Origin of the sequence: Halorubrum sp. JWXQ-INN 858, from assembly GCF_009806985.1 — an archaeon.
Lineage (GTDB): Archaea > Halobacteriota > Halobacteria > Halobacteriales > Haloferacaceae > Halorubrum.
The window spans coordinates 209,166-234,391 of record NZ_WUAX01000006.1; the positions used below are offsets into that span (position 1 = coordinate 209,166).

Genomic DNA, 25,226 nt, shown 5'->3' on the forward strand with positions numbered 1-25,226 from the left:
CCGCGACGTAGGCGGTGTGTCCTTTTAGGGTTCCGGACGCCGCGGGACGTCGCGAGCTAGCGCCCGCGGTCGAACGCCGGCCCGTCCTCGCCCACCATCGGGCAGTCGCGGACGCGGAACGACTCGGTCTCGACGACCTCCACGATCGTCGTCGTCCCGTTGGAACACGCCGTCTCCGGCGGGTCGGAGAAGTGGGGACACCGCTGGCAGTACTGTCGCTTGTCGACGACGTGCTCGCGGTCGGCGTCGTCCGCCGGCGCGGCGTCGCCCCCCGCTCCGACGGAACCGACGGCCGCCTCGTCGAGCGCGTCCCAGACGTCCTCGTCGCCGAGGTCCTCGACCGCCATTCGCTCGAAGACGTCGTCGGGAGCGTCGGTCGCGGCGTCGTCGAGACTCCCGATCCCGTCGTCGCCCTCCGCGAGCGCGGCGAACGGGTCCTCCTCGTCGCCGTGCGTCGATCGGTCATCGGAGGCGCTGGGGTTACCGGAGGCGTTGGGGCCACCGGAGCCGTCGGCCGTCATCGTCCCTCGCCTCCCCGCGGCTCGGCGGCACGACCCCGCTCGGAGCCGTTTCGGGAGCGGTCGGGGCCGGCGTTGGTCCCGTCCGTACCCCCAGAGCCGTCGGTGGTCGGATCGGTGTCTTCGGAGCCCGTATCCCCGGACCCCGTGCTCTCCGAACCTGCGTCCCCGGGGTCGGGATCGGCACGTGTCGCCGTCGGCGAGGGCGTCGGCGAGACGTCGCCCTCCAGCGCGGGCGGGTCCCCCACGGTGAGCCGTGAGGTCCCGAAGAAGCCCGTCTTCGGGTCGAGGTCGGCGAATCGCCGGTCGCAGTGTGGGCAGTCGGGCGTCGACAACAGCGCGAGGTCGACGGTCCCGCGACAGGCCGCACAGTCCGCCGTCCTGACCCCGTGCCGGTTCGCGGCCGTGGTCAGAGCGGACAGCCGCTCGCGGCCGGCCGCCCGCCGTTCAAGCGACGCGAGCCGGCGCTGAACGCCGACGACGGCGTTCGCGACCCGCGAGAGCTTCCCGGCGACGTCGTCGTCGCGGTCGAGCCCCTCCTCGACTCGCGACTCCAGCGTGGACACCCGGTCGCCGACGTCGTCCGACTCGCCACGGAGGGCGTCGAGGCGCGCATCGACGTCGGCGACGGCGTCCTCGAGGCCGGCGACCGTCGCGGCGAGGTCCTCGACCGTCGCCTCCGTGTCCGGATGCGCGTGGTCCGCCGCCGCCCGATCCTCGACGTCGCGGTAGATCCGGACGAGCCGGTCGCGGAGGTCCTCGACCTTCGCGTCGACGTCCGCCTCCAGCGCGTCGGTGTCGGACTCCAGCGCGTCGACGTCGGTCCGTACGCCGTCGAGGTCCGCGGACAGCTCCTCGGTCCGTGCGGCCAGGGCCTCGAGGTCCTCGGTCGTCTCGGTCGCGGTCGACTCGAGCCGATCGGTGGTCTCGTCGAGGTCGGAGACGACCGACTCGATCCGCGCTACGTCGTCGTCGCTCGGCACGTCGACGCCGTTCGCCTCCGCGAGCGCGACGATGGCTCGCTTGAGCACCTCCTCGCGGGAGACCCCCGACTCGCTGGCGGCGTCGTCCAGCGCGGACTCTAACGCGTCGATATCGCTCATCGCGGGTCCCCCACCATCTGCCCGGTCCTTGGGTGGGGAGCCTTAAGTAACCATCCGCGTTGGGCTCCCCGGAGTGTCCCGTCGCAGGGCGTCCGGTGAGAAGCGTACTCACTGAGGTATCGGAGGGGGATACTCACCGGATCTTCCGGACGTCGCTGATGTCGAACCCGCCGTCGTGGATGTCCGTCTCGAAGCGCACGATGTCCTCCTCCTCGATCCGCGAGAGCACGCCACGGAACTCCCGTACGACCATGGTTCGGGCCCGCTGTGAGCCGCCGCTCTCCCACGAGAACTGGAACGTCCCGTCGGCAGCGTCCATCAGGGTCCCGAACTCCCGCTGGGTCAGCGCGTCCTCGTTGACCAACACCAGGACGAGCCCGCCCCAGTGCTGGGCCGCCTTCTTCAGTCCCTTCATCACCATCACGATATCGCTCCAGTCGCGCTCCTCGGAGACCGCGGAGACGAGGTCCGTGACCGAGTCGATACAGACGAGGTTCCCCGCGGCGTGTTCGGTGAGGTAGTCGCCGAGCGCCGTCAACACGTCGTCGGGACGGGTCCGGTCGCTCAGCTCCGTGATCGACGTCGTCTCACCCTCGTACCACTCGCGGGGGATCGGGCTGAGCTGGAAGAACTCCGGCGAGAGGTCGCGAAACGCGACTTCCTCGACCGCGGCGTCGACGATCTCCGTGGCCATGGTGTACTCCATCTCGCGGGTGATCGCCTCCGCGTCGGCGGTGAACGAGAGGTAGTGGACCTCCGGGGGGACCGCCGCGTCGGCGGCGACGTCGCCGTAGTAGAGGTCGAACAGCTCCGCGTCGCCGTGCGCGAGCCCGCTTATCGCCGCGCTGGTGTAGAGGAACTCCCGCGCGCCCGCCCCGGCTTCCCCCGAGAGCAGCACGACGTTCCCGGGCGGCGCGCCGCCGCCGAGGATCGAATCCAACCGTGCGACGCCGAACGGAACGCGAGACATACCCCTACCGGGACCGCCCGTCGCTTAGTGTTGTTGCTCACGAACCGCCCTTGACCGGTGCGAACGAGCCCGGTCCGTGATCATCCGGACCCCATCCGTGCTCACCCGGAGTGCTCGGGCCCGATCCGTGCCCCGTCGTTGGTTCCGCGGACGACCGCGACGTCGCCGGCGGCGCCCGCGGCCGCGAGCGCCTCTTCCCCCGCCAGTCGCGCCGCCGCCGCGTGATCGGCGTCGGTGACGCCGTAGACGGTGGGGCCCCACGAGGACTGGCCCGCGCCGAAGACCGCCGGCGACGATTCGAGGGTTGCGACGACGTCGCCGACGGGTGGCCGGTAGACGCCGCCCTGCTCGTCGGCGTACCACGCCCCGTTGAGCCGGCCGACCTCCGCGACGGCCGCGCCGAACGCCTCCGCGCGTCCTTCGGCGATCGACGGGAGGACGCGGCGGGCCACGATCCCGGCGATCCGGTCGGCCAGCGCCGGCGACGCGCGCTCGACCGCGCCGCGCATCGCCGCGTCCTCCACGGTCCCGCTCCGGCCGGGCTCCGCGTCCGGGCGGACGACCAGGAACCGCCACGACTCCGGGATCGCGTGGCGAGCGGCGACCGCCGGTACCGTCCAGCTCCCGTCGCTCGGTCGGTCGGTCGTGAACCGCGCCGTGGGGTGGCCGGCGTCGAGCACGAAGCCGCCGCCCTCGAACGTCGCGACCCCGACCCCCGAACGCCCCCCGCGACCGAGCGCTGGTGCGTGCTCGCGGACCCGGGGCTCCCGGTCGTGCGCCCGGGCGACTGCGGTGAGCGTCGCCGCCGCGAGCTGCGTCCCGCTCCCGAGCCCGGCGTGGCGCGGCAGCGACTCGCGGACGACGACCGTCGCTCCGTCGACGCCGAGCAGGTCCCGCGTCCGTGAGGCGTGTCGCTCGGCGTCCGCGGCGACCCCGTCGGGGACGCCGTCGGCGACCCGGACGTCGACCTCGGCTGCCGCCTCCGCCTCGACCACGACGCGGGGCTCCGCGAGCCCGACGCCGAACGCGCCGTACAGACGCTCGTGTGAGAGGCTGAGATTGCCGAAGCCGAAGTGTAAGCGTGCGCCGGCGCTGACGCGGGTCATGTCGTCGGGGATTCGGGGCGGACGGGTAAAGCGAGCGTGACGCAGGCGGAGTTTGCCGGTCTCGGGCGGTGGACCGCCTGGCCGGACGACGGGCGAACTGACGGCGTGCGGGACCGTCGAGCCGTCGAACCGGCCCCTCGCCGGACCCACGCACCGCCGGAACGCAACCCTTACCGCCGGGCTCCACGCAGTCCGGACATGCGCGATCACTTCGAGATCAGGGACCACGACGCCGCCGGGCGGATCGGTCGGCTGACGGTCCCCCGCGCGGGCGTCACCGTGGAGACGCCGGCGCTGTTGCCGGTCGTCAACCCGAACGTCCTGACGATCGAGCCCGAACGGCTCGGCGCGGAGTTCGGCGCGGAGATGCTGATCACGAACTCCTACATCATCCGGAGCACCGACCGGATCCGCGATCAGGTGCTCGAACGGGGGCTCCACGACTACCTCGGGTTCGACGGGGCGATCATGACGGACTCGGGCTCGTTCCAGCTCGCGGAGTACGGCGACATCGACGTCACGACCGCGGAGATCATCGACTTCCAGCGTCGGATCGGCAGCGACGTCGCGACCCCCGTCGACGTCCCCACGCCGCCGGACGTGTCCCGCGAGCGCGCGGAGCGCGAGCTGGAGACGACGAAGCGGGCGCTCGCGGACGCCGCGGCCGCGGAGACGGGCGACATGCTCGTCAACGCACCCGTGCAGGGGTCGACGTTCCCGGACCTGCGGGAGGCGGCCGGCCGCCACGCCGCCGCCACCGACCTCGACGTGTTCCCGGTCGGCGCGATGGTCCCGCTGATGAACGCGTACCGCTACGCCGACGTCGTCGAGGCGGTCTTCGGCGCGAAGCGGGGGCTCGACGCGGACTGCCCCGTCCACCTGTTCGGCGCGGGCCACCCGATGATGCTCGCGTTGGCGGTCGCGGCCGGCTGTGACCTGTTCGACTCCGCGGCGTACGCGCTGATGGCGCGCGACGGGCGATACCTCACCGTCTCGGGGACCGAACACCTCGCGGAGCTGTCGTACTTCCCCTGCTCGTGTCCGGTGTGTGCGGCGCACACGCCGGCGGACGTTCGCGCCCGCGAGGACGACGAGGCCGAGCGGCTGCTCGCCGAGCACAACCTCCACGTCACGTTCGAGGAGATCCGGCGGATCAAGGCGGCGATCCGGTCGGGGACGCTCCTCGACCTCGTCGACCGCCGCGCCCGCGGCCACCCCGCGATGCTCGACGGCTACCGCGCGCTGCTCGACGGGAGCGACCGGCTCGAACGGACCGACCCCGTCTCGAAGGACGCCTTCTTCTACACCTCCCACGAGTCGGCGCGACGCCCGGAGGTCCGGCGGCACCACGACCGCCTTGCGCGGCTGGCGGTCCCGGACCGGCTCCTCGTCACCGAGTCGAAGGCCCCGTCGACGCACGACTACGACGCGGTGTGGCGACTGAAGCCCCCGTTCGGCCCGTTCCCGCGCGCGCTCTCGGAGACGTACCCGCTCACCGCGGAGGTGCCTGAACGGACCGACGTCGCGGCCCAGGAAGCGGCGGCCAGGGGGGTCGAGGCGCTGGCCGAAGCGAATCCCGAAACGGCGATCACGGTCGGACACGACGGCTGGGCGGCCGCCGCGCTCGAGGGACTTCCGGAGAGCGTCGAGACGGAGGACCTCCGCGACCTGGGTCGGTAGCGACGCGGCCGAGCGTGACGCTTTCGGCGGTTCCGGAGGTCCCGACGAACCTACCGCTCCGGCGACGCCGGCATCCGACCGGTGTAGTCCCAGCTGTGGAGCCGGTCGGGGTCGATCCGGACGTGGACCTCCTCGCGATCCGGGCGGAGGAGTCGCTCGCCGAGCTCGTTGTCCGTTCCGCCGAGGTAGCGCTCCAGGAGCGACCGGAGCCGTTCCATGCCCTCGTCCGGTGAGACCGTCGCTTGGCCGCGTCCGCGAACTCCTTTATAAGGCGGGTCGTTCGTCGACACCTCGAAGGAGACGCGGTCGTCGTACGCGAGGAAGTCGACGAGGTCGGCGTCGGCACCCGTCGCACAGTGGACCGCGCCGTCCCACGCGAACCACAGCGAAACGATCCAGGGCTCGTCGGCGGGCGTGCGACAGCCCACGCGGACGGGAACACGAGCGGATTCAAGGAACTCGTCGATGCGCTCGCGGTTCCACGGGCCGGTGAGCTTCATGCCGGACCGACGGGCGGCGACCGCCTAAAGCCACCGTCCGTCGCGACCGTCTCGTCGGTTTCGTCGTCGCCGTTTCGGTTCCCGTCCCTGCCGTCGTCGACGCCGCCGTCCCCGCCATCGTCCAGGTCGACGTAGCCGCCGTCCCCGTCGCCGGCGCGGAACACAAGAGAGTTGAGCGTCCCCCTGCGATCGGAGGTATGACCGACTACTTCGAGGTTCACGAACGCGACGGCGCGGCCCGCCTCGGCGAGCTCCGGCTCGCCGACCCGGTCGCGACGCCCGCGCTCGCGGACCCGTTTCTGACGGACGCCGGCAGCCTCTGGGCCGGCGAGCGGGCGGTCCCCGACGGGACCGACGCGGAGCTCACCGTGCTCCCCCACCGGAGCTTCCCCGCGGGGACCCGCGAGGAGGTCCGCGAGTCGTTCCGCGTCGACCACCCGGACGTCGGGTTCCCCTCCGCCGCCGTCGTCGACAGCGCGGACCCGCGCGACGTGGGGGCCGACGCGTACGTCCTCTCCGACGCGTCCGGCTTCGTCGGCCACGGCGAGGCGTTCCGCGACGCGATCTGCTCGGCGAAGGCGTCGCTGCCGGCGGACACGGCGCTGTTCCTGTCCGGCGTCGCCACCCCGCGGAACGTCGCGACGCTCGCGTACGCCGGGGTCGACCTCGTCGACGGGACGCTCGCGCGGACGAAGGGGACCCAGGGGATGTACCTCACCGCCGACGCCGAGCACTTCCTCGAGGACCTCGAGGAGCTCCCGTGTGCGTGCCCTGCCTGTGCGACCCCGCGCGAGCGGTTCACCCGGGCGGACTGTGCCGAACACAACGTCAACGCGCTCGCGGCCGAGCTCCGGCGGGTTCGCGAGCGGATCCGCGCGGGCCGCCTCCGCGACTACATCGAGGGGCAGGCGCGCCACGAGGGGTGGCTCACGGCGACGTTCCGCGAGTTCGACGACCAGTGGGGCTACCTCGAGGAGCGGACGCCCGTCCTGCGCGACGCCGAGGTCACCGCCGCCTCCGCCGAGACGCTCGACCGGGTCGAGATCCGACGATTCGCCGACCGCGTGACGAGCCGGTACCGCAACCGGTTTACGGACCAGCCGCTCGTGTTGGTCCCCTGCTCGGCGACGAAGCCGTACAGCGACTCCCAGAGCCACCGACAGTTCCACGACGCGATCAAGTGGCGCGGCCACACCGTCTCGATGACGTCGCCGATCGGCGTCGTCCCACAGGAGCTGGAGACGACGTACCCCGCCCAACACTACGACGCGGTCGTCACGGGCGACTGGTCGGAGGACGAGATCGCGTTCGTCGCGGAGGTGTTGCGGCGGTACCTCGCCCGCAACGACTACTCCCGCGTGATCGCACACGTCCCCGAGCACGGCTACCGGGAGATCTGTGAGCGCGTCGAGCGCGATCCTGACGTCGACGTCCCGTTCGAGTACACCTGCGGCGACCACCCGACGACGGACGCGTCGCTCGAGGCGCTCGAGGCCGCCGTTCACGGCGAGCCCGCCTACAGCAAGCGCGAGCGCGAACACAACACGGTGCGGGCGATCGCCGACTACCTCCTCGGGGACGGCGCGGGCGACGAGCTGTTCGAGGGGATCTACACGACGGGACGGTACCCGAAGCTACAGGCGTGGACCGCCGGCGGTCCCGACGACGGCGTCCAGCTCGCGACGATGGTGCCGCAGTACGGTACCCTCTCGTTCACCCTCGCGGGCGCTCGGCGCTGGGTCGAGAGCGACGCGCCGACGAAGCGGGTGACGATCGACGAGTTCGTCCCCCGCGGCTCCGTGCTCGCGCCCGGCGTCGTCGACGCCGACGCGGGGATCCGCGTCGGCGACGAGGTCGTCATCGAGGGGCCGAAGGCGTTCGCCGTCGGCCGCGCGGAGATGTCCGGCCCCGAGATGGTCGACTCGACCCGCGGCATCGCGGTCGCCGTCCGCCACGCCGACGAGAAGGCGGACTGACGGCGGGTCCCCCGTCGTCCGGGAGCGGGATAGGTCCCGATACGCGAGCGGCGGAGCCGCCCGTCGCTTATAAATCGGCGGCTATCCAGTCGACAACCCCTATAAACCGGCGGCCATCCGACGGCCATCCGACGGCCACTCCTTATAAACACCGCTCCTTATAAACGACTGACCGCGCCGGCGGTCTGGTCCGTCAGTGGAACCCGCGGTCGACGTCGTCGTCCGCGATCAGGTCGTCGAGCTCCGCGGTGAGCAGCTCCTCCGCCTCCTCGAACGTGTCGGAGAGCGCGTCGAGCTCGTCGGGTCGGCCGTCGAACTCGTAGGCCATCGGGCCGAACGCCGGCGACTCGATCGCCTCCATCACGTCCTCGAAGAGGTGATCGGGGTCCGTCGGGGCCTCCGCGTGCACCTTCAGCGTCTCCTCCAGCCGCGTCGCCATCTCCGTCGCCGCGTCCGCGTCCGCGGGCGGCCTGCGGACGGCGAACCGCCCCGGCGAGTCGGCGCCCGGCAGCAGCGGGTCCAGGTCGTCGTCGACCTTGCGCGCCACCTTGGCCCCGACGCCCCGGAGGTCGCGCGGGTTCTTCGCGTACGTCTTCAGCTGGTAGACGCCCACGCTCGGGTGGCCGAAATAGAGGTCCTCGCCGAGCCCCTCGCGTCGGGAGCCCGCGACCGCGCGCCAGCCGTCGGGGTCGGTCGAGTCGCCCGCGACGTCCGCGAGGATCTCCCGCCAGTTTCGAACGCGCATAACGGATCGACCTTATAAGGGAACGGAAATGAGCGTGTCGGTCACGACGGGTCGGTCACCGTAGGCCGCGTCGATCCGGGACGGCGGGCCTCACGGCCCCTCCCTCCGTCGTGCCCTCACCCCATCTTGTCCTCGCACCGTCGTGCCCTCACCCCACCTTGTCCTCGCACCGTCGTGCCCTCATCCCGCCGTGCCCCCGCTCCGTCGCACCCTCGCCCCGTCGCGCCCTCATCCAGTCACGCCCTCACTCCGTCGCCTGCCGTTCCTCCTGGACGAACAGGTACATCGCGACGGCGACGAGCGCGAGGCTCAGTCCGCCGTTGAGCAGCCCGACGGCGAGGAACCCCATCCCCGACAACACCCAGAGGACCCCGAGCACGCCGACGTGGAGCACCCCGAGCAGGTAGAGCACCGGGCTCCACAGCCGGGTGAAAAAGAGCCCGACGCCGAGCAGGAAGCTACACCCGACGACGAACAGCGCCGGCTCGGAGGCGACGATCCCGACGGACAGGTTCACCGCCGCGATCGCCACCGACAGCGCGACCCCGAGCCAGTAGACCCACGTCCAGTCACCGACCTCGTTGAACCGCAGCACGGACGAGCGGGCGTTCACGACGGACCGATCGCGTGACGAGGTGAAAGGCGTTGTGCCGGGGAAACAGTTAGCATGGGCGACCGCCAACTTCGTACCGTCGTGGACCTCAGCGATTACCAGTACACCGTCGGAATGAGCGAAGCGGAGGTCGCGGCCCGTCTACGCGAGACGCGGGTCGGCGTCCTCTCGCTGGCCACCGACGACGACGCGTACGCGGTCCCCGTCTCGTTCTTCTACGACGGTCCGTCGATCTACTTTCGGCTCGGCGACGACGGCACCCCGAGCCGGAAGGTCGCGGCCATGGCGTCGACCGCCGAGGCGACCTTCGTGGCGCTCGACGCGAGGGACCCGGACAGCTCCTGGAGCGTCGTCGCGAAGGGACCGATCCGACGGCTGACCGACCCGGCGGCACACGGCTTCGACGAGGCGACCGTCCGCGAGCGGTTCGGGCCGTTCCACGTGTTCGACGAGGTCGTCGAGGACGTCGAGATCTCCCTGTACGAGCTATCGATCGAGACGATCACCGGGAGACGAACCGCCGACTGACGAGGAACAACCGGGAACCGACGGCGGGCTCGGGAGGATCCCTCGCCGCGGTCAGCGGTCGTAGACGGGTTTGCGCTGTCGCTCCGCGTACTTGTACGCCGCCCGCGCGAGCAGCAGCGACCCGCCGATCAGCAGGACGAACGTGAACGGGGAGTCCGACCCGCCGAGGTGGTCGACGGTCCCCCACGCGACGAGCCCGACGTACAACAGGACGCGGAACCGGAACGTGTCGAACCCCTCCCGGAAGTAGCCCCACACCACGAGGCCGGCGATGTAGAGGCTCACGGCGACGTCGCCGACCGCCGTCAGCCCGTGCTGTTGGATCTGGAGGAACCCCGCGAACGCCGACAGCAGCGCCAGCGCGAGGAGGGCACCTCCGAGGACCTGGCGACCGTACCGTCCGTATAGCGACTCGCTCATGGGAGGATCTGTGCGGAGGGAGTATAAGGCGGCTCCGTCTTTCGACGGGTCGCCGACTCGACCCGGTCCGACCCGACCCGCACGTCGGTCGCCGTCTCCCCGCCGGTCAGCGCTCGCCGATCAGTCCTCGTCGTTCCCGGCGGATTCGGCCGCCGCTTCGGCGGGTTCGTCCCCGCCCGAACCGGCGTCGCCCTCCTCCGAGCGAGCCGCGACCAGCGCGCCGCTGGCGACGCTGTACATCGGCTCCGCGGCCCCGCGAACGCCGCTGATCGAGAACGGGATGTTCGCGTCCGAGAGGTGGTCCGCGAACAGGTCCTTGAAGCCGCGCGGGCTGGAGGTGCCGCCGGTGACGACGACGGGCACGTCGAGCCCCTCCTCGACGTCCTCCTCGTCGACCTCGCGGCTGATGTTCTCGATGACGTAGTCGAGCAGGTTCTCGTAGTAGATGGCGAGAGCGCCCTCGACGCCGCCGACGTCCGTCCGGAAGTCGAGCTCGAAGTCGTCCTCCTTGATGCTCGTCACCTTGTCGACGGGCGTTCCCGTCGCCTGGGCGGTCTGCTCGTCGATCCAGTCGCCGCCGCGCGCGATGGAGAACTTCATCACCGGGACGGCGTAGTACGCCAGACAGACGTTCGTCATCCCGGCCCCGAAGCTGATCCCGAGCCCGGTGAAGTTGTTGTCCGCGAGCTCCGAGTAGATCACCGCCATCCCCTCGTTGATCGGCTCGGGGTCGTACCCCATGTCGCCGAGCATCGACTCCAGCGTCTTCTCGTGGTACAGCGTCGACAGCGGCGAGTCGATCGGGTCCGCGGGGCTGGAGTAGAACAGCCGCTCGTTCGGGCGGGCCGGCTCGCCGACGACCTGCTCGGTGATGAGCTTGATCATCGGGATCGCGGACGCCTCCTCGCTGGAGAGGATCCCGTGTTGCATCGGCCGACGCGTCTCCTTGTTGAAGATGTTCGCGAAGTTGAGCGCGTCGTCCCCGACGACGTACACCTTGTCGTCCTTCCGGATGTGGAGGACGTCGCTTCTGGAGAGCATCTGCTCGGCCATGTCACTGTACTCGATCTCGACGAACGAGTTGCGCTGCTGTACGAACACCGTCTCGGGGCCTTCCTGTCTCCCCGAGAGGATGTTCATCGTACCGACGTCCAGGCCTTTGGCCATGACGCCCGGTTTCACTCCACACAGTATAAACGTTCGTGAGGTCCGGGTCGCGATCGGATCCGGGTCCACGACCCGCCCCCGTCGTGCCCGGCGGCGAGACCACATGGTTTAATCCACGACGCGTTCGAGCGAGGGACAATGAACGGCTCGCCGTCGCGGAAACGACACCCGACACGATGTGTCGGACACGGGGTGACACGGAACGTCGCGGGATCGACACGCTGGGACGTCCTCCGGAGCGCGTAGATGTCGGGGGAGCCATCGGACGGCGGGAGGGAGGAAGCGATCGCGGACGGGATCGGTCCACGGGCCGCGCAGTCGCTCGCGGAGGTGTCGGCGCTGCCGACCTCGCTGCGCGCCGTCCTCGACTACTACGCCACGACGGGCGAGTTCGCGTTCGACGTCGTCCGGCTCCAGCGCCGGGTGGACGCGTACGTCGAGGAGGTCATCGACGAGGCGTTCGCGCCGGTCGAGCAGGCGATCGCCGAGGAAGCCGGCGTCGACCCGGACGCGGTGTCGTTCGCGTACGACACGAAGCTCACGATGCCGGCGGAGCTGACGCTCGGGCACCTCTACCAGCGGGCCAGCGTCGGGTCGCCGGCCGGGTTCGACCCGGTGGACCGGAGCCGACGACGGTCGCCCCTCGAACGGGTTCCGATCGTCGGATCGGCGACGAAACCCGACGAGGCGGCGTACGAGCGCGCCCGCGAGCAGGTCGCGGCGGTCGAGCGCGCGGAGGCGGTCACCGAGCTCGTCGTCGTCGCACTGCTCGACGGCGACATGCGCGACGCGATGAACGACGCCGAGTACGACGACTTCCGGGTCGAGGGCGCACCCGGGGTCGACCGCCCGCGGACCGCCGAGATCGCCCAGCGCGTCCTGCGCGAGCGCGTCGAGGAGCTGTTCGAGGGGTACCCCGACGCCGTCCGCGGGGCGTACCGCGAGGCGGTCGACCGCTCGGAGGCCCACCAGGACCGGGACCCCTACTTCCGGGAGCTGATGGCCGACGCCCGCGAGGGCGACGCCGACGCGCTGGCGGCGATCCGGGACGAGTACAAGCACGGGTCGTTCGTCGGTCCCGATCCCGACTCCGACGGCGACCTCGACGACGTGGCGCCCGTCGCCGATCCGGTCATCAGACCCGCGGAGCTGTTCGTCGGCGACGAGCCCGCGTTCCCGTACCTTAAGACCCAGTACGGCCGCGTCGGAGTCATCTACGACGGAATGATCGAGATGTACCGGGCGGCCGGCATCGAGATCGAGGACGCGTTCAAACGGTCGATCGTCTTCACGATCATCGGCGCGCAGATCTGGCTCGACGACATCGACGACTACGCCGACGACCTCGCCGAGGTGCAGTTGACCCCCGTGACGGCGGAGTACCTCCTCGCGGACACGGAGCGCGAGGCGTACCGGAACGTCGTCGACGCGACCACCCGCTACCTCGACGCCGCCGAGCGGTACGCCGCCGAGACGAACTCGCCGCTGGCCGGGATCGGGACGAACTACGTGTTCCGCCGGGGGGACCCGAGCGTCCTCCCCGGCCACGCGGACTGATCCTCGATTCGGTCACATCGGCTGATCCTCATTTAAAAGACCACGAACAGGAGCGCGCCTCCGACGAGGACGCCCGCCGACCGCAACAGCCCGACGGCCGTCCGGCGGACCGACGGAAGCGACTCCGCGGCACCGAGACACGCGAAGGAGGTCCCGAGGACGACCGGGACCGTGAGATCGACGTCGCCGCGGGAGGACAGGACCGCGGCGTACACGAACAGCCCGGCCGACAGCACGAGCCAGAGCGCACCGCTCCGCCACCCCTCCGGCTCGCGGAACAGCGTCGCGTCGAGGACGTCTCGCATCGTCCGGCGACACGCGGAGCGGGGGTAAAAGGGACGCGGTGAGCACGGGGCACAGTGAACACTGAGCACAGTGAGCACGGGGCACAGTGAACACTGAGCACAGTGAGCACGGGGCGCGAAGGTCCGGGACCGCCCCGGCGACCGGGGCTCGACCCGACGGGGCGGCCCGCTACCTCGCCAGCTTCTCCGACGGGAACGCGGTGTCGCCCTCGTGGACGGCCGCGGCGACGAGCCGGGCCGCGAACCGTTCGGGGTCGTCGACGTCGACGCCGGCACAGACCGCCCGCTCGACCGCCGCGACGGCGTCCGCACCCACTCGGGGACGCCCGTCGGACGTCGTCCTCCCCGCGTCGGCCGCGATGGCGCGGCGCGCGCGGAGGCCGGCGGCGAGACACCGGCGAGCCTCCGCGACGGGGTCGTCGACGCCCGGGATCGTCGAGAGGTACCGGGCGGCGGCGGTGTCGGCGAGGTCACACGCGTCCGCGAGCCACGCCGCCGCGCCGGGGTCCGAATCGGGGTCGGTGCCGACCGCGTCGAGGTAGTCGGCCGCGAGCGCGGCCTCCTCCTCGGCGACGCGGTGGAAGACGTCGCCGACGACGACGGCGTCAGCGCCCGCGTCGAGCACCGCGGTCGCCTTCTCACGGGAGTCGACGCCGCCGCCGTACCAGACCCGGGTCCAGTCGACGCCGTCGTCGATCGCCTCGAGGGCCGCGGTCGCCTCCTCGCCGCCGTACGTCCCGGAGTATTCGAGATAGAGGACTTCGGCGTCGAGCACGTACTCGGCGGCCATCGCGCGCTGTTTCGCGGCCGCCGGGTCGAGGACGTCCGCCGCGGTGACGCCGCTCTCGCGTGCGGCAGCGCTGTCGGGGTTCTGGACGATGTACGCCTCGACGACCGCGTTCGAGAGCATGACGTCCGTCAGGACTCCACGGAGCCTGTCGCCGACGACGGGGGCGGTCGCGACCCGTCCGAGCATCCCCGGCACCATCCGGTCGCGGACCGCCTCGACGCCCTTCCCGAACGTCCCGACGAAGGCGTCGTCGTCCCCGTTGAGGACCTGCGGAACCGCGAGGAACGCCGCCGACGAGAGCGTCTCCCGCGTGACGTGGTCGGCCCCGCTCGGCTCGTGGAACGCCGGCGTCTGGAGGGACTCCAACAGCGTGAACGTCGCGCGCGTGTTCTCGTCGGTGACGTCGGCCGACCCGCCGACGGAGACGGCGTCGGTGTGTGCGAGGTATCGCGGGAACGCGATCGGGAGCTTCTTGCGCTCCTCGGGGTCCACCTTCGTCACGTGCGACCAGTCGCCGGGCACGGGGTTCGTGTCCAGCCGGAGGCCGTACCGCACGATCGACCGCCCCGCCCGAAAGAGGCGGCCGCACCGTCCGGCGAACGCGTCGAGAGAACTCATTGAACGAACGTTCTGGCGAGGACCCGCTCGGGGATTAAGCCTTCCCATCCGTCCCGTTCGGGCCCCACGCGCCGGTCAGGGGCTGTTCGTGGCGTCGTGAGCGGCCGTGAAGTCGTCGAGCGGTCATGGGATGGTGAGCGGCTCTGGTGACGCCCGATCCTCACCCCAAGTTGTGGACGTTCGTGCTCCCGCAGCCGGGACACTGTGTGAGCGTCCCGAGCGGGGGATGCGTCAGCCGTCCCCAGTCGTCGCCTGGCGGGGCCTCGAAACCGCAGTTCGTACAGCGGAGTCGACCGAGAGTCGACGTCTCGTCAGTCATGAACGATCGTTCTCGTTTCTGAATGATAAGTCCGACGGCGGCTCGAGACGGGTCGTGGCCGGTCGGCGACGGCCGGAATCAGTATCTTGAAACCGGTTCCCCACCGACGGTCGGTCATGGCCCTGGAGAAAGACGTTGCCTGCCCGACGTGTGGGGAGACGCGCCAGTTCTATCGGACCGCGGCGATGACCCTTCACCTCGGGGAGAAGACGAAGTGGCGGTGTAGCGAATGCGGGTTCGGCTACGTCGAGATCAACGGGATCGACACGCTTCCCGCCTGAATACGGAATCGACGACCGAGCGACGGTTTTGCCGACGCGTCGACCCGGACAGCGTAGCGCTCGACGCGTCGATCGACGCTCCACTCGGTCTCTCGTTCGGTTCGTGGTCGGCCTCCCGTTCGGTCCGCGGCCAGCCTCTCGTTCGGTCCGCGGCCGGCCAGATGGCGATTTCCGTGGAACGGCCGTTACTCGGTTCTGACGACGTCCGCCTCGAGAACGCCGACGCCGTCGACCTCGGCCCGCACGGTGTCGCCGTCCTCGATCACGCCCGCCCCGGGGGTCCCCGTCGATATCAGGTCGCCGGGGCGGAGCGTCATCACGTCGCTGTGGAACGAGACGAGCTCCGGCGGCGAGAACAGCATGCGGTCGAGGGTGTTCTCCGAGACGACCTCGTCGTTCACGACCGTCCGCACGACGACGTCGTCGAGCCGGTCGGGGTCCGCCGGCGCGGAGATCCACGGCCCGACCACGAGGAACGAGTCGTAGCTCTTCGCCCGAGTCAGGAACCGCGGGTTGCGTTCGAGGACGTCCTCGGCGGTCATGTCGATCACCGGGACGAAGCCGGCGACGACGTCCGCGAACGACGACTCGTCGACGCCCGAACAGGTCCGACCGATGACGACGCCGAGCTCCGCCTCGGCGGTGACGCGCGCCGACTGCTCGACGGGCGGGAGCCGGATCGGGCCGCCGGGTGCGGTCAGCGTCGAGGCCGGCTTCATGAAGCTTGCCGGCTCCTCCGGGCGCACTTCGTCGAGGTCGGCTGCGTGGTCGGCGTAGTTGAGACCGATCCCCCAGAGCTTGCCGGGGTCGAACGGGACCCCGAACGACAGGTGCTCGGGCGGCGTGCGGGTCGCGGGGAGGTCGCCGATCGCCGGAAGCGAGCCGGTTCCGCCCGCGAGCGCACCGAGCGCGTCGGTCGTCGAGCCGTGGCCGGCCGCCGACAGCGGGACGAACCCGTCCGCGTCGCCGATCAGCGGGCGTCCCTCGACCGTCCGTGCCAGCCGGTGTGTCTCGTCGGCCATCACTCCTCGCGGTCGGTCCAGAAGTCGAAGCCACGCCCGGGCGCGAACACGTCGAGGCCGACGGCGCGCTCGTCCGTCGCGTTCTCGACGCGGTGGGTCTCCCAGCTCTCGAGCCAGACGGAGTCGTACTCCCCGAGGACGACCGTCTCCTCCTCGGTGTGGATCGTGAGCTCGCCCTCGAGACAGACGCACACCTGCTCGTTCTCGTGGTCGTGCATCGGCGAGGAGTGGCCGGCGGGCTTCTCGAACCACTCGAAGGTGAACTCGTCGCTGCCGGCCAACGCGGCGCGGCCCCAGCCGTCTTCGGGTTCGTAGGTCTCGGCGTCGTCGAACGGAACGTGGTCCATACCGCCGAATGACCGGGCCGACAAAAAGCGGTTGGGGTTCCGGCGGAAACGGAAGACCTGGCCGGCCCCGATCGGCGACTCGCTTATAAGTTCGCGCTGCCCGCGCCGCCGTCGATCACGATCGACTGGCCGGTGATGAAGCCGGACTTCGGCGAGGAGAGGAACGCGACGGTGTTGCCGAGCTCGATCGGGTCGCCGACGCGCCCGAGCGGGTTCTTCGCCCAGTCCTTGATACCCTCCTCGTAGGAGTCGTACTCGCCCCGCTCGATCGCCTGTTCGACGAGCTCCGTGATCCGGCTCGTCTCGTGGGGGCCGGGGAGCACCGCGTTCGCACGGACGTCGGGCGCGAGCTCGCTCGACAGCGTCTTCTCTAACCCGATCACGCTCATGCGGACCGCGTTCGAGAGGACGAGCCCGTCGATCGCCTCCTTGACGGAGCGAGAGGTGATGTTGACGATGGTGCCGCCGTCGCCGTCGGCGAGCGGTTCCGCACAGCGGCGGGTCAGCTTGACGACGCTCATGACGAGCAGCTCGTAGGCGTGCTCCCAGTCGTCGTCGTCGGTGTCGAGGAACGCCCCGGACGGCGGCCCGCCCGCGGACGTGACGAGGTGGTCGAGCTGCCCGAACTCGTCGAGGGTCGTCTCGACGAGCTCATCGATGTCCTCTTCGACCGTGAGGTCGCCCTGGACGGCGACGACGCGCGCGTCGCCCGCGGCCTCCGCCTCGAGGTCGGCCTTCGCGTCCGCCAGCCGGTCGGCGTCCCGCCCGTTGATAACGACGTTCGTTCCCTCCCTGACCAGCGCCTGAGCCGCGGCGAAGCCGAGCCCGCTGCTCGAGGCGGTCGTCAACGCGACGTTCCCGTCGATTTCGAGATCCATACCGACACCACTGCCGGGGGCGGCTTAACCGTTGGCGACGCGGCGCACCCCGCCGTCGTCCCGACGTTTAAGTGTGCGGCGCGGCAGACCGGCCGAGCGACGCCCGTCGACGGCGGGTGGGCACGCCGGGGTATCAGGACGGCGCTGGGTGGGGAGGCCGGGACACCGAGTCGCTAGGCCCCTCACACCGTTCCGCGTTTCTCGCGTTCTCACACGATACGGGTCGCGAGTGTGGCACGAACGGTCATGGTCGCGAGTGTGGCACGAACGGTCATGGTCGCGAGTGTGGCACGAACGGTCATGGTCGCGAGTGTGGCACGAACAGTCATGGTCGCGAGTATGGCACGAACGGCCATGTGATATGTCCCCAAATATAACGATCGATCACAAAATTATTTATAGGGGACTGTTCGACCGATCCGTATGGCAAAACGAGACCGCCGATCGATGTTGAAGCGCACCGCCGCGTGTGTCGGCTGTGGGGTCACCTTCGGACTCGCCGGCTGTATCGAGGAGGCCGACGACGGTTCGGACGACGCCGGATCCGACGCGGGATCCGGTGGCTCCGACGACGGCGGCGACGACGCGGGCGGCGAGCCGGAGCACGACTTCGGCGAGTTCGACCCTCTCGATCAGGACACCTGGTACCCGCACCTGACGTCGACGTACCTCGAACACGACTTCGAGACGGGCTCTATCGAGGAGCTCGACCTGTTCGAGGAGCGCGACGAACCCCACTACGGAAGCGCGCCCAACGAGATCCCGGACGACGAGGACGAGTGGCTCGACCCCGACATCATCGACTTCTCGATGGTCCCGACCGAGGACCCCGCGATCTACGAGGAGACGATGGACCCGCTGATGGAGAACATCGAGGCGGAGACCGGCAAGGACGTCGAGTACGTCGGGCTCGACTCCTACGCGGCACAGGTCGAGGCCATGCGCGCGGAGCGGCTCCACGTCGCCGGCTTCGCGACCGGGAACACCCCGTTCGCGGTGAACCTCGCCGGCGCGCGACCGTTCGGGATCCAGGTCGGTGCCGAATCGTTCGGCTACCGCCTGTGGCTCATCACGCACGTCGACAACGACGACATCAACGCCCTCGAGGACATCCGCGGTCGTAACGTCATCCACACCGACCCCTCGTCGAACTCCGGCCACCTCGCGCCGAACGCGGCGTTCACCGACCTCGGCGTCGAGCCGGGCGAGGACTACGAGTACGACTTCTCGGGCGGCCACGACAACTCCGCGAACGCCATCTACCAGCAGGACGCCGAGGCGGCCCCGATCTGTTCGACCTGTTACGCCCGCGCACAGGAGCAGGACAACATCGACGCCACCCAGATCAAAGCGATCTGGGCGAGCGCGCCGTTCCCGACGACCGCGTTCTGTACGCGGTACAACCTCCACCCGGACATCCAGGAGGGGATCCAGAACGCCTTCCTCGAGTACGACTACCAGGACACCGAGATCGCCGACGAGTTCGAGGGCCGCGGCTCCTGGGTCGGTATCGACTACAACACCCACTGGCACGACGTCCTCGTGAACCACGAGGTCAACGGCGTCGAGTACGAAGACGACAACGTCTAACCCGAATGTTATCCGTCGAGAACCTCGCGAAGACGTACGACTCCGGCGACGAGGCCCTGAAAGGGGTCTCCATGGAAGTGAGTGGCAACGAACTCGTCGCGATCATCGGCCCCTCGGGGGCCGGGAAATCGACGTTCATCCGCTGTATCAACCAGCTGACGACGCCGACCGCGGGATCGGTGCTGCTCGACGACGTCGAGCTGACGGAGCTGTCCACGGGGAAGCTCCGTGACGAACGGCGGAACATGGGGATGATCTTCCAGGAGTACGGCCTCGTCGACCGCCTCACCGTGATGGAGAACGTGCTCTCCGGCCGGCTCGGCTACGTGTCCATGTGGAACGCGTTCCGGCGGAACTTCCCGGCGGATGACGTCCGCCACGCCCGGGCGACGCTGGACCGGGTCGGGCTCGGCGGGATGGAGGACAAACGGGCCGACGAGCTCTCCGGCGGCCAGCGCCAGCGCGTGGGTATCGCCCGCGCGGTCGTTCAGCGGCCGAAGATCCTGCTCGTCGACGAGCCGACGTCGAGTCTCGACCCGGAGAGCTCCCGGGCCGTGATGGACCTGCTGACGGAGATCGCCCGCGAGGACGACATCCCCGTCCTCATCAACATCCACGAGGTCGAACTCGCCCTGGAGTACGCCGACCGCGTCGTCGGCTTCGCGGACGGACGCATCGTCTTCGAGGGTGCGCCCGACGAGGTCGACGAGGACGTCCGTGACACGATCTACCGCGGCGGAACGGAGGGATCGCTGGAGGCGGAGCCGGAGCCGGCAACGGAGAGCGACGACGAACGCCCCGCGACGCCGACGGAACGATAGATGAGCGGCGAACTCGCGGACTCGGAGTTCGCGTCGTACGACGGCGAGTGGGAACGCCCCACGGTGTTTTACAACACGGCCGTCAAGTACCTCGTGTACGCGGTCGTCCTGGTGTTCCTCGTCTGGAACGTCGTCAACGTGTGGGTGCCGATAGACCGGCTCCTGCGCGGGTTCGGCTCCGCGTGGCTGCTCGTCACGAGCATGTTCCCGCCGGACTTCGGGGTCTCGATCGTCGTCACCCCGGTCCAAGTGGGCGGCTACAACGTGTTCGTCCCCAGCGCGCTCGCCGTCGACAACGACGCGCTCAGGCTGTGGTCCGGCATGATCGAGACGCTGGCGATGTCGATCGTCGCGACGGCGATCGGCGTGGTCATCAGCGTGCCGATCGCCGTGATGGCCGCGGAGAACCTGGTCCCTCGCCCGGTGTACGTCGTCGGGCGGGCGATCGTCTCCGTCTCCCGTGCGCTCCACGAGCTGGTCATCGGGATCATCGTCGTCGTCGGCTTCGGCTTCGGCGCGCTCGCGGGCGTCATCGCGCTCGTGTTCGCCACGCCCGGCTTCCTCGCGAAGCTGCTCGCGGAGGACTTAGAGGACATCGACCCGACCCAGATGGACGCGATCCGGTCGACCGGCGCGTCGCCGATACAGGTGCTCCTCTACGGGGTCGCCCCACAGGTGATGCCGCGGCTGATCGGCCTGTCGATCTACCGCTGGGACATCAACATCCGCGCAGCGACGATCCTCGGGGTCGTCGGCGCGGGGGGGATCGGGAACGTCCTGATCCGGTCGTTCGACCGGTACGACTACCAGTACAGCATGGCGATCATCCTCTCGATCATCGCCGTGGTGATCGTGGGTGAAGTCGCCAGCGCCGTCGCCAGACGGAGGGTCCAGTAATGGCGACCGAATCGATCGAGACGGCCGGCGAGTGGGACCGGTTCGACCGTCGCGAGCGCCTGCTGCGTTACGTGGCGCTCCTCGGCACGGTCCTGCTGACGTACGTCTCCTGGCAGGCGCTGAACGTCCGGTACTCGTACCTCGTGACGGCGCCGGAGATGACGCTGAACCTCTTCCGTCGGATGTACCCGCCGGACGCGACGTACGCGCCGGAGATCGTGGCCCCGATGATCGCGACGATCAACATCGCGGTCGTGGGGACGATACTGGCGATCGTCATGGCGATCCCCGTGGCGTACCTCGGCGCGCGGAACACGACGCCGAACCGGTACACCTACGGGCTCGGCAAGTTCCTCATCGTCGCGTCCCGCTCCGTTCACGTCATCATCTGGGCGATCGTCTTCGTGATCGTCTTCGGGACCGGGACGCTCGCCGGGATCCTCGCCGTCGCGTTCCGGTCGGTCGGCTTCCTCGCGAAGCTGATCTCCGAGGAGATAGAGGAGATCGACCGGACCGCCGTCGAGGCGGTGGAGGCGACGGGGGCGAACGGCCTGAAGACGATGCTGTACGGGATCGTCCCGCAGGTCAAACCCGCCTTCATCGGGCTCTCCGTCTACCGCTGGGACATCAACGTCCGCGAGGCGACCATCATCGGCTTCGTCGGTGCCGGCGGGATCGGGATGGAGCTTCAGACGCGGATCGACTTCTTCGACTGGAGCGGCGTGTTGACCATCCTGCTCGCCATCCTCGTCGTGGTGATCTTCAGCGAGCTCCTCTCCGCGTGGGTACGCGGGAAGGTCCGATGAGCCGCCTCCGCGGCGCGCTCATCGACCTCGACGGGACGGTGTACCTCGGCGACGAGCTCCTCCCGGGCGTCGTCGACGGGATCGACGCGCTCGAGGAAGCCGGCGTCGAACCGGTGTTCCTCTCGAACAACGCGACGAAACGGCCCGCCCAGTACCGCGAGAAGCTCGCCGGGTTCGGCATCGACGTCCCCGCCGACAGCGTCCGTAACTCCGCGGCGATCGCCGCCGCGTTCCTCGCGGACCGCCACCCCGACGCGGGCGTGTACGTCATCGGGGAGCCGGCGCTCGTCGCCGAGCTCCGCGCCGCCGGTCTCGACGTGGTGACCCGTCCCGAGGACACGGACGTCGTCCTGGCGTCGATGGACCTCGAATTCGGGCAGGACGCGCTCCAGGACGTGCTCGACGCCGACCGACAGGGCGAGATCGCGATCTACGCGACCAACCCCGACCGGACCTGTCCCGTCGAGGACGGCGAGATCCCCGACTGCGGCGCGGTGATCGGTGCGATCGAGGGGCTGCTCGGCCGCGAGATCGACGGGGTGCTCGGCAAGCCCTCGCGGGTGACGATCGACGTCGCGCTCGACCGGCTCGGGATGGAGCCGGACGAGTGCGTGATGATCGGCGACCGACTCGGGACCGACATCCGGATGGGCAAACGCGCGGGCATGCGGACGGCGCTCGTGCTCACCGGCGTGACCGATCGGGCGGCGGTCGAGGCCCACGACGTCGAGCCGGACCACGTCCTCGACTCGCTCGCGGACGCCGGACAGCTGGTCGACGACCGGCGATCGACGGACCGCCCGTGACGGGGCGGGACGACGCCCGCCCGTCCGACCGAGACCCGATACTGTTCGACATGGACGGCGTGTTGCTGGTCGGTCCGGGCACGCACCCGGGCGTCTACCGGATGGCGGCCCACGACGCGCTCGCGGACCTCGGGGTTCGGGACCTCCCCGCCGCCCCCGCCGACCTCGCCGCAGTGCTGGAGGGAAGCGCGTACGATCCGTCGATGGCCGACGCGTGTGCGGCGCTCGGGATCGACGTCGACGCGTGGTGGGCCGCCCGGGAGCGGCACGCCTCGCGTCGGGCGAACGCGCGGGTCCGGTCCGGTGCCCGGGCGACCGACCCGGACGCGGCGGCGACGCTGACGACGCTCGCCCGCGAGCGTCGGCTCGGGCTGGTGAGCAACAACCGGCTGGCGACCGCCTCGTTCGTCGCGGCCTACCGCTTCCCGGGCCGGTTCGAGGTCGTCATCGGCCGGCGACCGACCATTGAGGACTACCGGCGGCGCAAGCCGGACCCGACGTTCATCGAGCGGGCGCTCGCACGGCTCGACGCCGACGGCGGCGTCTACGTCGGCGACCGCTGGACCGACGTGACGGCGGCTCATCGCGCGGGCCTCGATCCGGTCCTGATCGAGCGGCCACACACCGCGGCGGCCGGCGAGGGCGGCGACGGTCCGCCCGCCGACGCGACCCCCGCGGTGACGATCGACTCGCTGTCGGCGCTCCCGGCGGCGATCGACTCGATCCGCGGCGACGACCGGGTCTGAATCGCGCCGTCGACGAACCGGGGGTGAGTCACGTCGCCGACGACCAACCCCGTCACCCGTCGCCGGCCCGCGTATTTATCTCACTCCCCGTCGACGGTGGATGTCATGAGTCAGTCTGTCCCGCGAAAGAACGGGCGGCAGTGGGTCGAATCGCGCGGCGGACGCGAGGTGACGGTCACCGAACACCCCGTTCGAGCGGAGCGCGTCACGTTTTACAACGAGCCCGACGACCCCGCCGTCGGGCCGCTCACGCTCACGTTCTCGCTCGGGGTCGGCCACGAGGTCGGGGTCCACGCCCACCCGAAACAGACGGAGACGATCAGCGTGAACGAGGGTCGTCTCCGGGCGACCGTCGACGGGATCGAACACGCCCTCGAGGTCGGGGACACGGTGACGATCGATCCGGGGACGCCCCACGGGTACGAGGTCGTCGGCGACGACGAGGTCGTGCTCGCGGTGAGTATGACGCCCGGGTTGGCGTTCAAGGAGTTCGTACTCGCGGAACACGCGCTCGCTCCGGAGGACTACGGGGACCACGGGTTGAACCTGCCGTACCTGGGGCTCGTCAGCCGGCGCTACGGCCCGATGATCGCCCCGCCGCAGAGCGGCCTCCGGCTCACACTGCTCCTCGGGGCCTTCACGGCCGTGGGACGGGCGAAGCGGCTGCGGATCCCCGACGAGCCGCTGCCCGTCCGCGACGGCGACGGCCCGGAGACGTGAGCGGACCCGAGTCGGACGCCCGGCGGTGTGTTGCGGGGCCGGTCGTGGGGTCCGAGAGCGGCCGGGGGTTATCAGAGCATGTCTGTGTTGAAATCATGTTCTTCAGACATATCCCCGCCTGAAACAGTCGGCCGATAAGAGCTGCGTACTGTGCAGTTTTTTAGCACATACCCGGACGTGTATTCAGACGCGGGTCATCACGTGGCAATGAGGGCGACTGTAACAGCACCAAACGTGATGTCAAGTTCCTCAAACTAGACGGCTGGCCGCTTACTCTGGCCGTCTTATCAAAGAAAATAATATCCAGCTAGGCGAGCCGAATGAGCTCCTCGTGGACGTTCTTCACGTCTTGGCCAACAACCTTGCAGTCTTGTTGATACTGGATCGCTTTTCGCGACGGATCGCTTCGATGAGATCAAGGGCTTGGAGGGCCGCATTGACGAACGTACGAGGTTCCGTACTGGATTAGAGATACATGAGTGACAACTACCATAGTACCACCAACTCAGTAATAGTCTTTCCATTAATTGATAATAGTTAAGAACACTTACAATCAATGAACTCTCCGATTGACTTGTGTCCCAAGGAACCCCTCTCCTTCGTTTCATTAAGGGAATGACCCTCGATGAATTAAATTCGATCTGTCGCCGTTGTGATTGGTGTAATGTTCGGGCCTATAACGACAAAGCAGACTTAGCAAAGCGAGTTCGAGATTCAATAAAACGCTCAGTTGATAGCGGTGCTCTAACCTACAGCGAAGCTATGCAAGATATTCGGCTACAGGTTCTCATACCGAGACCAGAGACTATTGAAACTGTAGTCCGTCAGACCCTCTATGAGGCACCGATCACAGATCCCACTGGAGATGTCCGGTTAATTGAGGAATGGTTTTCTGCTCAGTTGTATGGGGCTCTGAGCGCAAAAGTACACGAGCCGTATGAAGTATATCTTGAGTACGAAGTCAATAACCGGAGTCGCCATCAGGCTGACGTATATATTAAGAATACAGAAGGTGAAGGAGACATTCTCATCGAAGTAAAGCGGGAAGGAGAGATCAATAACGGAGAAGCTGTCAAACGCCAAATTCAGAGATACCGCCGCCATATTAGTGCCCGCTCTGATCTTAATCATCAAATGACCTATCTTTGTATTATCACTGAGAAAGATACATCGGAGTGGAATCCGGAAAAGATGTTTTTATCAGACTATTTAGAAGTACCCGACACACTAGATAACATTGAGTCAGACCTCAATGATACAGAGTTAGTAATAACGGCGATAGAGTAGTTGGATTTCTCACGAAACACAGTCAATACTCAGCCTCTATTTAATCGGCTTATTGTCGTGACCGCAACTGGACCAGAATATATAATTTGCTAAGGATTTCAACAGAGCCG

29 protein-coding genes are annotated in these 25,226 nt (G+C 68.9%); 13 read left to right on the plus strand and 16 right to left on the minus strand.

Annotated elements, in window-relative coordinates; genetic code table 11:
* Positions 1 to 56: 56 nt before the first annotated feature.
* The 4 genes from GRS48_RS04360 to GRS48_RS04375 all read right to left on the minus strand — a co-directional run bounded on the left by GRS48_RS04360 (position 57) and on the right by GRS48_RS04375 (position 3,697).
* The gene (locus tag GRS48_RS04360; protein ID WP_159483911.1) at positions 57 to 521 is read right to left on the minus strand and encodes a hypothetical protein; all 465 of its coding nucleotides are present in this window, start codon (positions 519 to 521) and stop codon (positions 57 to 59) included.
* Positions 518 to 1,621: a hypothetical protein gene (locus GRS48_RS04365; protein ID WP_159483913.1), complete on the minus strand. Its 1,104-nt coding sequence runs from the start codon at positions 1,619 to 1,621 to the stop codon at positions 518 to 520. Before GRS48_RS04365 ends, GRS48_RS04360 begins: the two co-directional genes overlap by 4 nt.
* A gap of 133 nt (positions 1,622 to 1,754) precedes the next feature.
* Positions 1,755 to 2,591 carry an HTR-like protein gene (locus GRS48_RS04370; RefSeq protein ID WP_159483915.1) on the minus strand — a complete coding sequence of 279 codons (837 nt, stop codon included), beginning with the start codon at positions 2,589 to 2,591 and terminating at the stop codon, positions 1,755 to 1,757.
* Between the two features lie 101 nt (positions 2,592 to 2,692).
* The gene (locus GRS48_RS04375; protein ID WP_159483917.1) at positions 2,693 to 3,697 is read right to left on the minus strand and encodes a beta-ribofuranosylaminobenzene 5'-phosphate synthase family protein; all 1,005 of its coding nucleotides are present in this window, start codon (positions 3,695 to 3,697) and stop codon (positions 2,693 to 2,695) included.
* A 198-nt stretch (positions 3,698 to 3,895) separates the two neighbouring features.
* On the opposite strand from GRS48_RS04375, the gene tgtA reads away from it, so the two are divergent.
* Positions 3,896 to 5,377, plus strand: coding sequence for a tRNA guanosine(15) transglycosylase TgtA (gene tgtA, locus GRS48_RS04380; protein ID WP_159483919.1), 1,482 nt, complete (start codon positions 3,896 to 3,898; stop codon positions 5,375 to 5,377).
* Between the two features lie 50 nt (positions 5,378 to 5,427).
* On the opposite strand, the gene GRS48_RS04385 is transcribed toward tgtA, so the two are convergent.
* The gene (locus tag GRS48_RS04385; protein ID WP_159483921.1) at positions 5,428 to 5,877 is read right to left on the minus strand and encodes a pyridoxamine 5'-phosphate oxidase family protein; all 450 of its coding nucleotides are present in this window, start codon (positions 5,875 to 5,877) and stop codon (positions 5,428 to 5,430) included.
* Entirely contained in the window at positions 5,874 to 6,041 is a 168-nt protein-coding gene (locus tag GRS48_RS04390; protein ID WP_159483923.1) for a hypothetical protein, read from the minus strand. Before GRS48_RS04390 ends, GRS48_RS04385 begins: the two co-directional genes overlap by 4 nt.
* A gap of 33 nt (positions 6,042 to 6,074) precedes the next feature.
* Here GRS48_RS04390 and arcS point away from each other — a divergent pair, with 33 nt between their 5' ends.
* Entirely contained in the window at positions 6,075 to 7,853 is a 1,779-nt protein-coding gene (arcS, locus tag GRS48_RS04395) for an archaeosine synthase subunit alpha (RefSeq protein WP_159483925.1), read from the plus strand.
* Positions 7,854 to 8,046: 193 nt separating this feature from the next.
* Here the strand turns inward: arcS and GRS48_RS04400 are convergent, their stop codons facing one another.
* Together GRS48_RS04400 and GRS48_RS04405 are read right to left on the minus strand one after the other, a co-directional pair.
* Positions 8,047 to 8,598, minus strand: a complete 552-nt coding sequence (locus tag GRS48_RS04400; protein WP_159483927.1) for a hypothetical protein — start codon at positions 8,596 to 8,598, stop codon at positions 8,047 to 8,049.
* A gap of 244 nt (positions 8,599 to 8,842) precedes the next feature.
* Entirely contained in the window at positions 8,843 to 9,211 is a 369-nt protein-coding gene (locus GRS48_RS04405; protein WP_321168290.1) for a hypothetical protein, read from the minus strand.
* Between the two features lie 54 nt (positions 9,212 to 9,265).
* Between GRS48_RS04405 and GRS48_RS04410 the strand changes: the two genes are divergently transcribed.
* The gene (locus tag GRS48_RS04410; RefSeq protein ID WP_159483929.1) at positions 9,266 to 9,739 is read left to right on the plus strand and encodes a pyridoxamine 5'-phosphate oxidase family protein; all 474 of its coding nucleotides are present in this window, start codon (positions 9,266 to 9,268) and stop codon (positions 9,737 to 9,739) included.
* Positions 9,740 to 9,790: 51 nt separating this feature from the next.
* Here the strand turns inward: GRS48_RS04410 and GRS48_RS04415 are convergent, their stop codons facing one another.
* Entirely contained in the window at positions 9,791 to 10,159 is a 369-nt protein-coding gene (locus tag GRS48_RS04415; RefSeq protein ID WP_159483931.1) for a hypothetical protein, read from the minus strand.
* A 120-nt stretch (positions 10,160 to 10,279) separates the two neighbouring features.
* Positions 10,280 to 11,326 carry a hypothetical protein gene (locus GRS48_RS04420; protein WP_159483933.1) on the minus strand — a complete coding sequence of 349 codons (1,047 nt, stop codon included), beginning with the start codon at positions 11,324 to 11,326 and terminating at the stop codon, positions 10,280 to 10,282.
* A 246-nt stretch (positions 11,327 to 11,572) separates the two neighbouring features.
* Between GRS48_RS04420 and GRS48_RS04425 the strand changes: the two genes are divergently transcribed.
* Complete coding sequence (locus GRS48_RS04425; protein ID WP_200840201.1) at positions 11,573 to 12,883, plus strand: hypothetical protein; 1,311 nt, start codon at positions 11,573 to 11,575, stop codon at positions 12,881 to 12,883.
* Between the two features lie 32 nt (positions 12,884 to 12,915).
* Here GRS48_RS04425 and GRS48_RS04430 read toward each other — a convergent pair whose 3' ends face one another.
* The 3 genes from GRS48_RS04430 to GRS48_RS15015 all read right to left on the minus strand — a co-directional run bounded on the left by GRS48_RS04430 (position 12,916) and on the right by GRS48_RS15015 (position 14,915).
* Positions 12,916 to 13,188 carry a hypothetical protein gene (locus GRS48_RS04430; RefSeq protein WP_159483935.1) on the minus strand — a complete coding sequence of 91 codons (273 nt, stop codon included), beginning with the start codon at positions 13,186 to 13,188 and terminating at the stop codon, positions 12,916 to 12,918.
* 169 nt (positions 13,189 to 13,357) lie between these two features.
* The gene (locus GRS48_RS04435) at positions 13,358 to 14,596 is read right to left on the minus strand and encodes a heptaprenylglyceryl phosphate synthase (protein WP_159483937.1); all 1,239 of its coding nucleotides are present in this window, start codon (positions 14,594 to 14,596) and stop codon (positions 13,358 to 13,360) included.
* A gap of 160 nt (positions 14,597 to 14,756) precedes the next feature.
* Positions 14,757 to 14,915 (minus strand): hypothetical protein, encoded by a 159-nt coding sequence (locus GRS48_RS15015; protein WP_200840202.1) that lies wholly within the window; start codon positions 14,913 to 14,915, stop codon positions 14,757 to 14,759.
* 116 nt (positions 14,916 to 15,031) lie between these two features.
* Here GRS48_RS15015 and GRS48_RS15020 point away from each other — a divergent pair, with 116 nt between their 5' ends.
* Positions 15,032 to 15,196 (plus strand): transposase, encoded by a 165-nt coding sequence (locus tag GRS48_RS15020; protein ID WP_200840203.1) that lies wholly within the window; start codon positions 15,032 to 15,034, stop codon positions 15,194 to 15,196.
* A 185-nt stretch (positions 15,197 to 15,381) separates the two neighbouring features.
* Here the strand turns inward: GRS48_RS15020 and GRS48_RS04440 are convergent, their stop codons facing one another.
* From GRS48_RS04440 to GRS48_RS04450, 3 genes are all read right to left on the minus strand, one after another.
* Positions 15,382 to 16,218, minus strand: coding sequence for a fumarylacetoacetate hydrolase family protein (locus GRS48_RS04440; RefSeq protein WP_159483939.1), 837 nt, complete (start codon positions 16,216 to 16,218; stop codon positions 15,382 to 15,384).
* Positions 16,218 to 16,565 carry a cupin domain-containing protein gene (locus GRS48_RS04445; protein ID WP_159483941.1) on the minus strand — a complete coding sequence of 116 codons (348 nt, stop codon included), beginning with the start codon at positions 16,563 to 16,565 and terminating at the stop codon, positions 16,218 to 16,220. Before GRS48_RS04445 ends, GRS48_RS04440 begins: the two co-directional genes overlap by 1 nt.
* Positions 16,566 to 16,648: 83 nt before the next feature.
* Positions 16,649 to 17,443: an SDR family oxidoreductase gene (locus GRS48_RS04450; RefSeq protein ID WP_159483943.1), complete on the minus strand. Its 795-nt coding sequence runs from the start codon at positions 17,441 to 17,443 to the stop codon at positions 16,649 to 16,651.
* A 423-nt stretch (positions 17,444 to 17,866) separates the two neighbouring features.
* On the opposite strand from GRS48_RS04450, the gene phnD reads away from it, so the two are divergent.
* The 8 genes from phnD (at position 17,867) to GRS48_RS04490 (ending at position 25,116) form a co-directional block, all read left to right on the plus strand.
* Positions 17,867 to 19,033 (plus strand): phosphate/phosphite/phosphonate ABC transporter substrate-binding protein, encoded by a 1,167-nt coding sequence (phnD, locus tag GRS48_RS04455; protein WP_159483945.1) that lies wholly within the window; start codon positions 17,867 to 17,869, stop codon positions 19,031 to 19,033.
* Between the two features lie 5 nt (positions 19,034 to 19,038).
* Entirely contained in the window at positions 19,039 to 19,854 is an 816-nt protein-coding gene (gene phnC, locus GRS48_RS04460) for a phosphonate ABC transporter ATP-binding protein (protein WP_159483947.1), read from the plus strand.
* On the plus strand, positions 19,855 to 20,751 hold the full coding sequence (gene phnE, locus GRS48_RS04465) for a phosphonate ABC transporter, permease protein PhnE (RefSeq protein WP_159483949.1): 897 nt from the start codon (positions 19,855 to 19,857) through the stop codon (positions 20,749 to 20,751).
* A complete protein-coding gene (phnE, locus tag GRS48_RS04470; protein ID WP_159483951.1) occupies positions 20,751 to 21,557 on the plus strand; it encodes a phosphonate ABC transporter, permease protein PhnE in 807 nt (268 codons plus the stop codon). Before phnE (GRS48_RS04465) ends, phnE (GRS48_RS04470) begins: the two co-directional genes overlap by 1 nt.
* The gene (locus GRS48_RS04475) at positions 21,554 to 22,363 is read left to right on the plus strand and encodes an HAD-IIA family hydrolase (RefSeq protein ID WP_159483953.1); all 810 of its coding nucleotides are present in this window, start codon (positions 21,554 to 21,556) and stop codon (positions 22,361 to 22,363) included. Before phnE (GRS48_RS04470) ends, GRS48_RS04475 begins: the two co-directional genes overlap by 4 nt.
* Positions 22,360 to 23,109, plus strand: a complete 750-nt coding sequence (locus GRS48_RS04480) for an HAD-IA family hydrolase (RefSeq protein ID WP_200840204.1) — start codon at positions 22,360 to 22,362, stop codon at positions 23,107 to 23,109. Before GRS48_RS04475 ends, GRS48_RS04480 begins: the two co-directional genes overlap by 4 nt.
* Positions 23,110 to 23,214: 105 nt before the next feature.
* Positions 23,215 to 23,829 carry a cupin domain-containing protein gene (locus GRS48_RS04485; protein ID WP_159483955.1) on the plus strand — a complete coding sequence of 205 codons (615 nt, stop codon included), beginning with the start codon at positions 23,215 to 23,217 and terminating at the stop codon, positions 23,827 to 23,829.
* Positions 23,830 to 24,405: 576 nt separating this feature from the next.
* Positions 24,406 to 25,116, plus strand: a complete 711-nt coding sequence (locus GRS48_RS04490; protein ID WP_159483957.1) for a hypothetical protein — start codon at positions 24,406 to 24,408, stop codon at positions 25,114 to 25,116.
* The last annotated feature ends 110 nt before the right edge of the window (positions 25,117 to 25,226 follow it).

Bases quoted from the DNA above. Each gene is read 5' to 3' on its own strand.
- phnD (WP_159483945.1), top strand. From the start codon at position 17,867: ATGGCAAAACGAGACCGCCGATCGATGTTGAAGCGCACCGCCGCGTGT.
- GRS48_RS04435 (WP_159483937.1), bottom strand. From the start codon at position 14,596: ATGAGTTCTCTCGACGCGTTCGCCGGACGGTGCGGCCGCCTCTTTCGG.
- GRS48_RS04360 (WP_159483911.1), bottom strand. From the start codon at position 521: ATGACGGCCGACGGCTCCGGTGGCCCCAACGCCTCCGGTAACCCCAGC.
- GRS48_RS04415 (WP_159483931.1), bottom strand. From the start codon at position 10,159: ATGAGCGAGTCGCTATACGGACGGTACGGTCGCCAGGTCCTCGGAGGT.
- GRS48_RS04420 (WP_159483933.1), bottom strand. From the start codon at position 11,326: ATGGCCAAAGGCCTGGACGTCGGTACGATGAACATCCTCTCGGGGAGA.
- GRS48_RS04365 (WP_159483913.1), bottom strand. From the start codon at position 1,621: ATGAGCGATATCGACGCGTTAGAGTCCGCGCTGGACGACGCCGCCAGC.
- arcS (WP_159483925.1), top strand. From the start codon at position 6,075: ATGACCGACTACTTCGAGGTTCACGAACGCGACGGCGCGGCCCGCCTC.
- GRS48_RS15015 (WP_200840202.1), bottom strand. From the start codon at position 14,915: ATGACTGACGAGACGTCGACTCTCGGTCGACTCCGCTGTACGAACTGC.
- phnE (WP_159483949.1), top strand. From the start codon at position 19,855: ATGAGCGGCGAACTCGCGGACTCGGAGTTCGCGTCGTACGACGGCGAG.
- GRS48_RS04425 (WP_200840201.1), top strand. From the start codon at position 11,573: ATGTCGGGGGAGCCATCGGACGGCGGGAGGGAGGAAGCGATCGCGGAC.
- GRS48_RS04445 (WP_159483941.1), bottom strand. From the start codon at position 16,565: ATGGACCACGTTCCGTTCGACGACGCCGAGACCTACGAACCCGAAGAC.
- GRS48_RS04370 (WP_159483915.1), bottom strand. From the start codon at position 2,591: ATGTCTCGCGTTCCGTTCGGCGTCGCACGGTTGGATTCGATCCTCGGC.
- GRS48_RS04375 (WP_159483917.1), bottom strand. From the start codon at position 3,697: ATGACCCGCGTCAGCGCCGGCGCACGCTTACACTTCGGCTTCGGCAAT.
- phnE (WP_159483951.1), top strand. From the start codon at position 20,751: ATGGCGACCGAATCGATCGAGACGGCCGGCGAGTGGGACCGGTTCGAC.
- phnC (WP_159483947.1), top strand. From the start codon at position 19,039: ATGTTATCCGTCGAGAACCTCGCGAAGACGTACGACTCCGGCGACGAG.
- GRS48_RS04430 (WP_159483935.1), bottom strand. From the start codon at position 13,188: ATGCGAGACGTCCTCGACGCGACGCTGTTCCGCGAGCCGGAGGGGTGG.
- tgtA (WP_159483919.1), top strand. From the start codon at position 3,896: ATGCGCGATCACTTCGAGATCAGGGACCACGACGCCGCCGGGCGGATC.
- GRS48_RS04410 (WP_159483929.1), top strand. From the start codon at position 9,266: ATGGGCGACCGCCAACTTCGTACCGTCGTGGACCTCAGCGATTACCAG.
- GRS48_RS04475 (WP_159483953.1), top strand. From the start codon at position 21,554: ATGAGCCGCCTCCGCGGCGCGCTCATCGACCTCGACGGGACGGTGTAC.
- GRS48_RS04450 (WP_159483943.1), bottom strand. From the start codon at position 17,443: ATGGATCTCGAAATCGACGGGAACGTCGCGTTGACGACCGCCTCGAGC.
- GRS48_RS04385 (WP_159483921.1), bottom strand. From the start codon at position 5,877: ATGAAGCTCACCGGCCCGTGGAACCGCGAGCGCATCGACGAGTTCCTT.
- GRS48_RS04485 (WP_159483955.1), top strand. From the start codon at position 23,215: ATGAGTCAGTCTGTCCCGCGAAAGAACGGGCGGCAGTGGGTCGAATCG.
- GRS48_RS15020 (WP_200840203.1), top strand. From the start codon at position 15,032: ATGGCCCTGGAGAAAGACGTTGCCTGCCCGACGTGTGGGGAGACGCGC.
- GRS48_RS04400 (WP_159483927.1), bottom strand. From the start codon at position 8,598: ATGCGCGTTCGAAACTGGCGGGAGATCCTCGCGGACGTCGCGGGCGAC.
- GRS48_RS04440 (WP_159483939.1), bottom strand. From the start codon at position 16,218: ATGGCCGACGAGACACACCGGCTGGCACGGACGGTCGAGGGACGCCCG.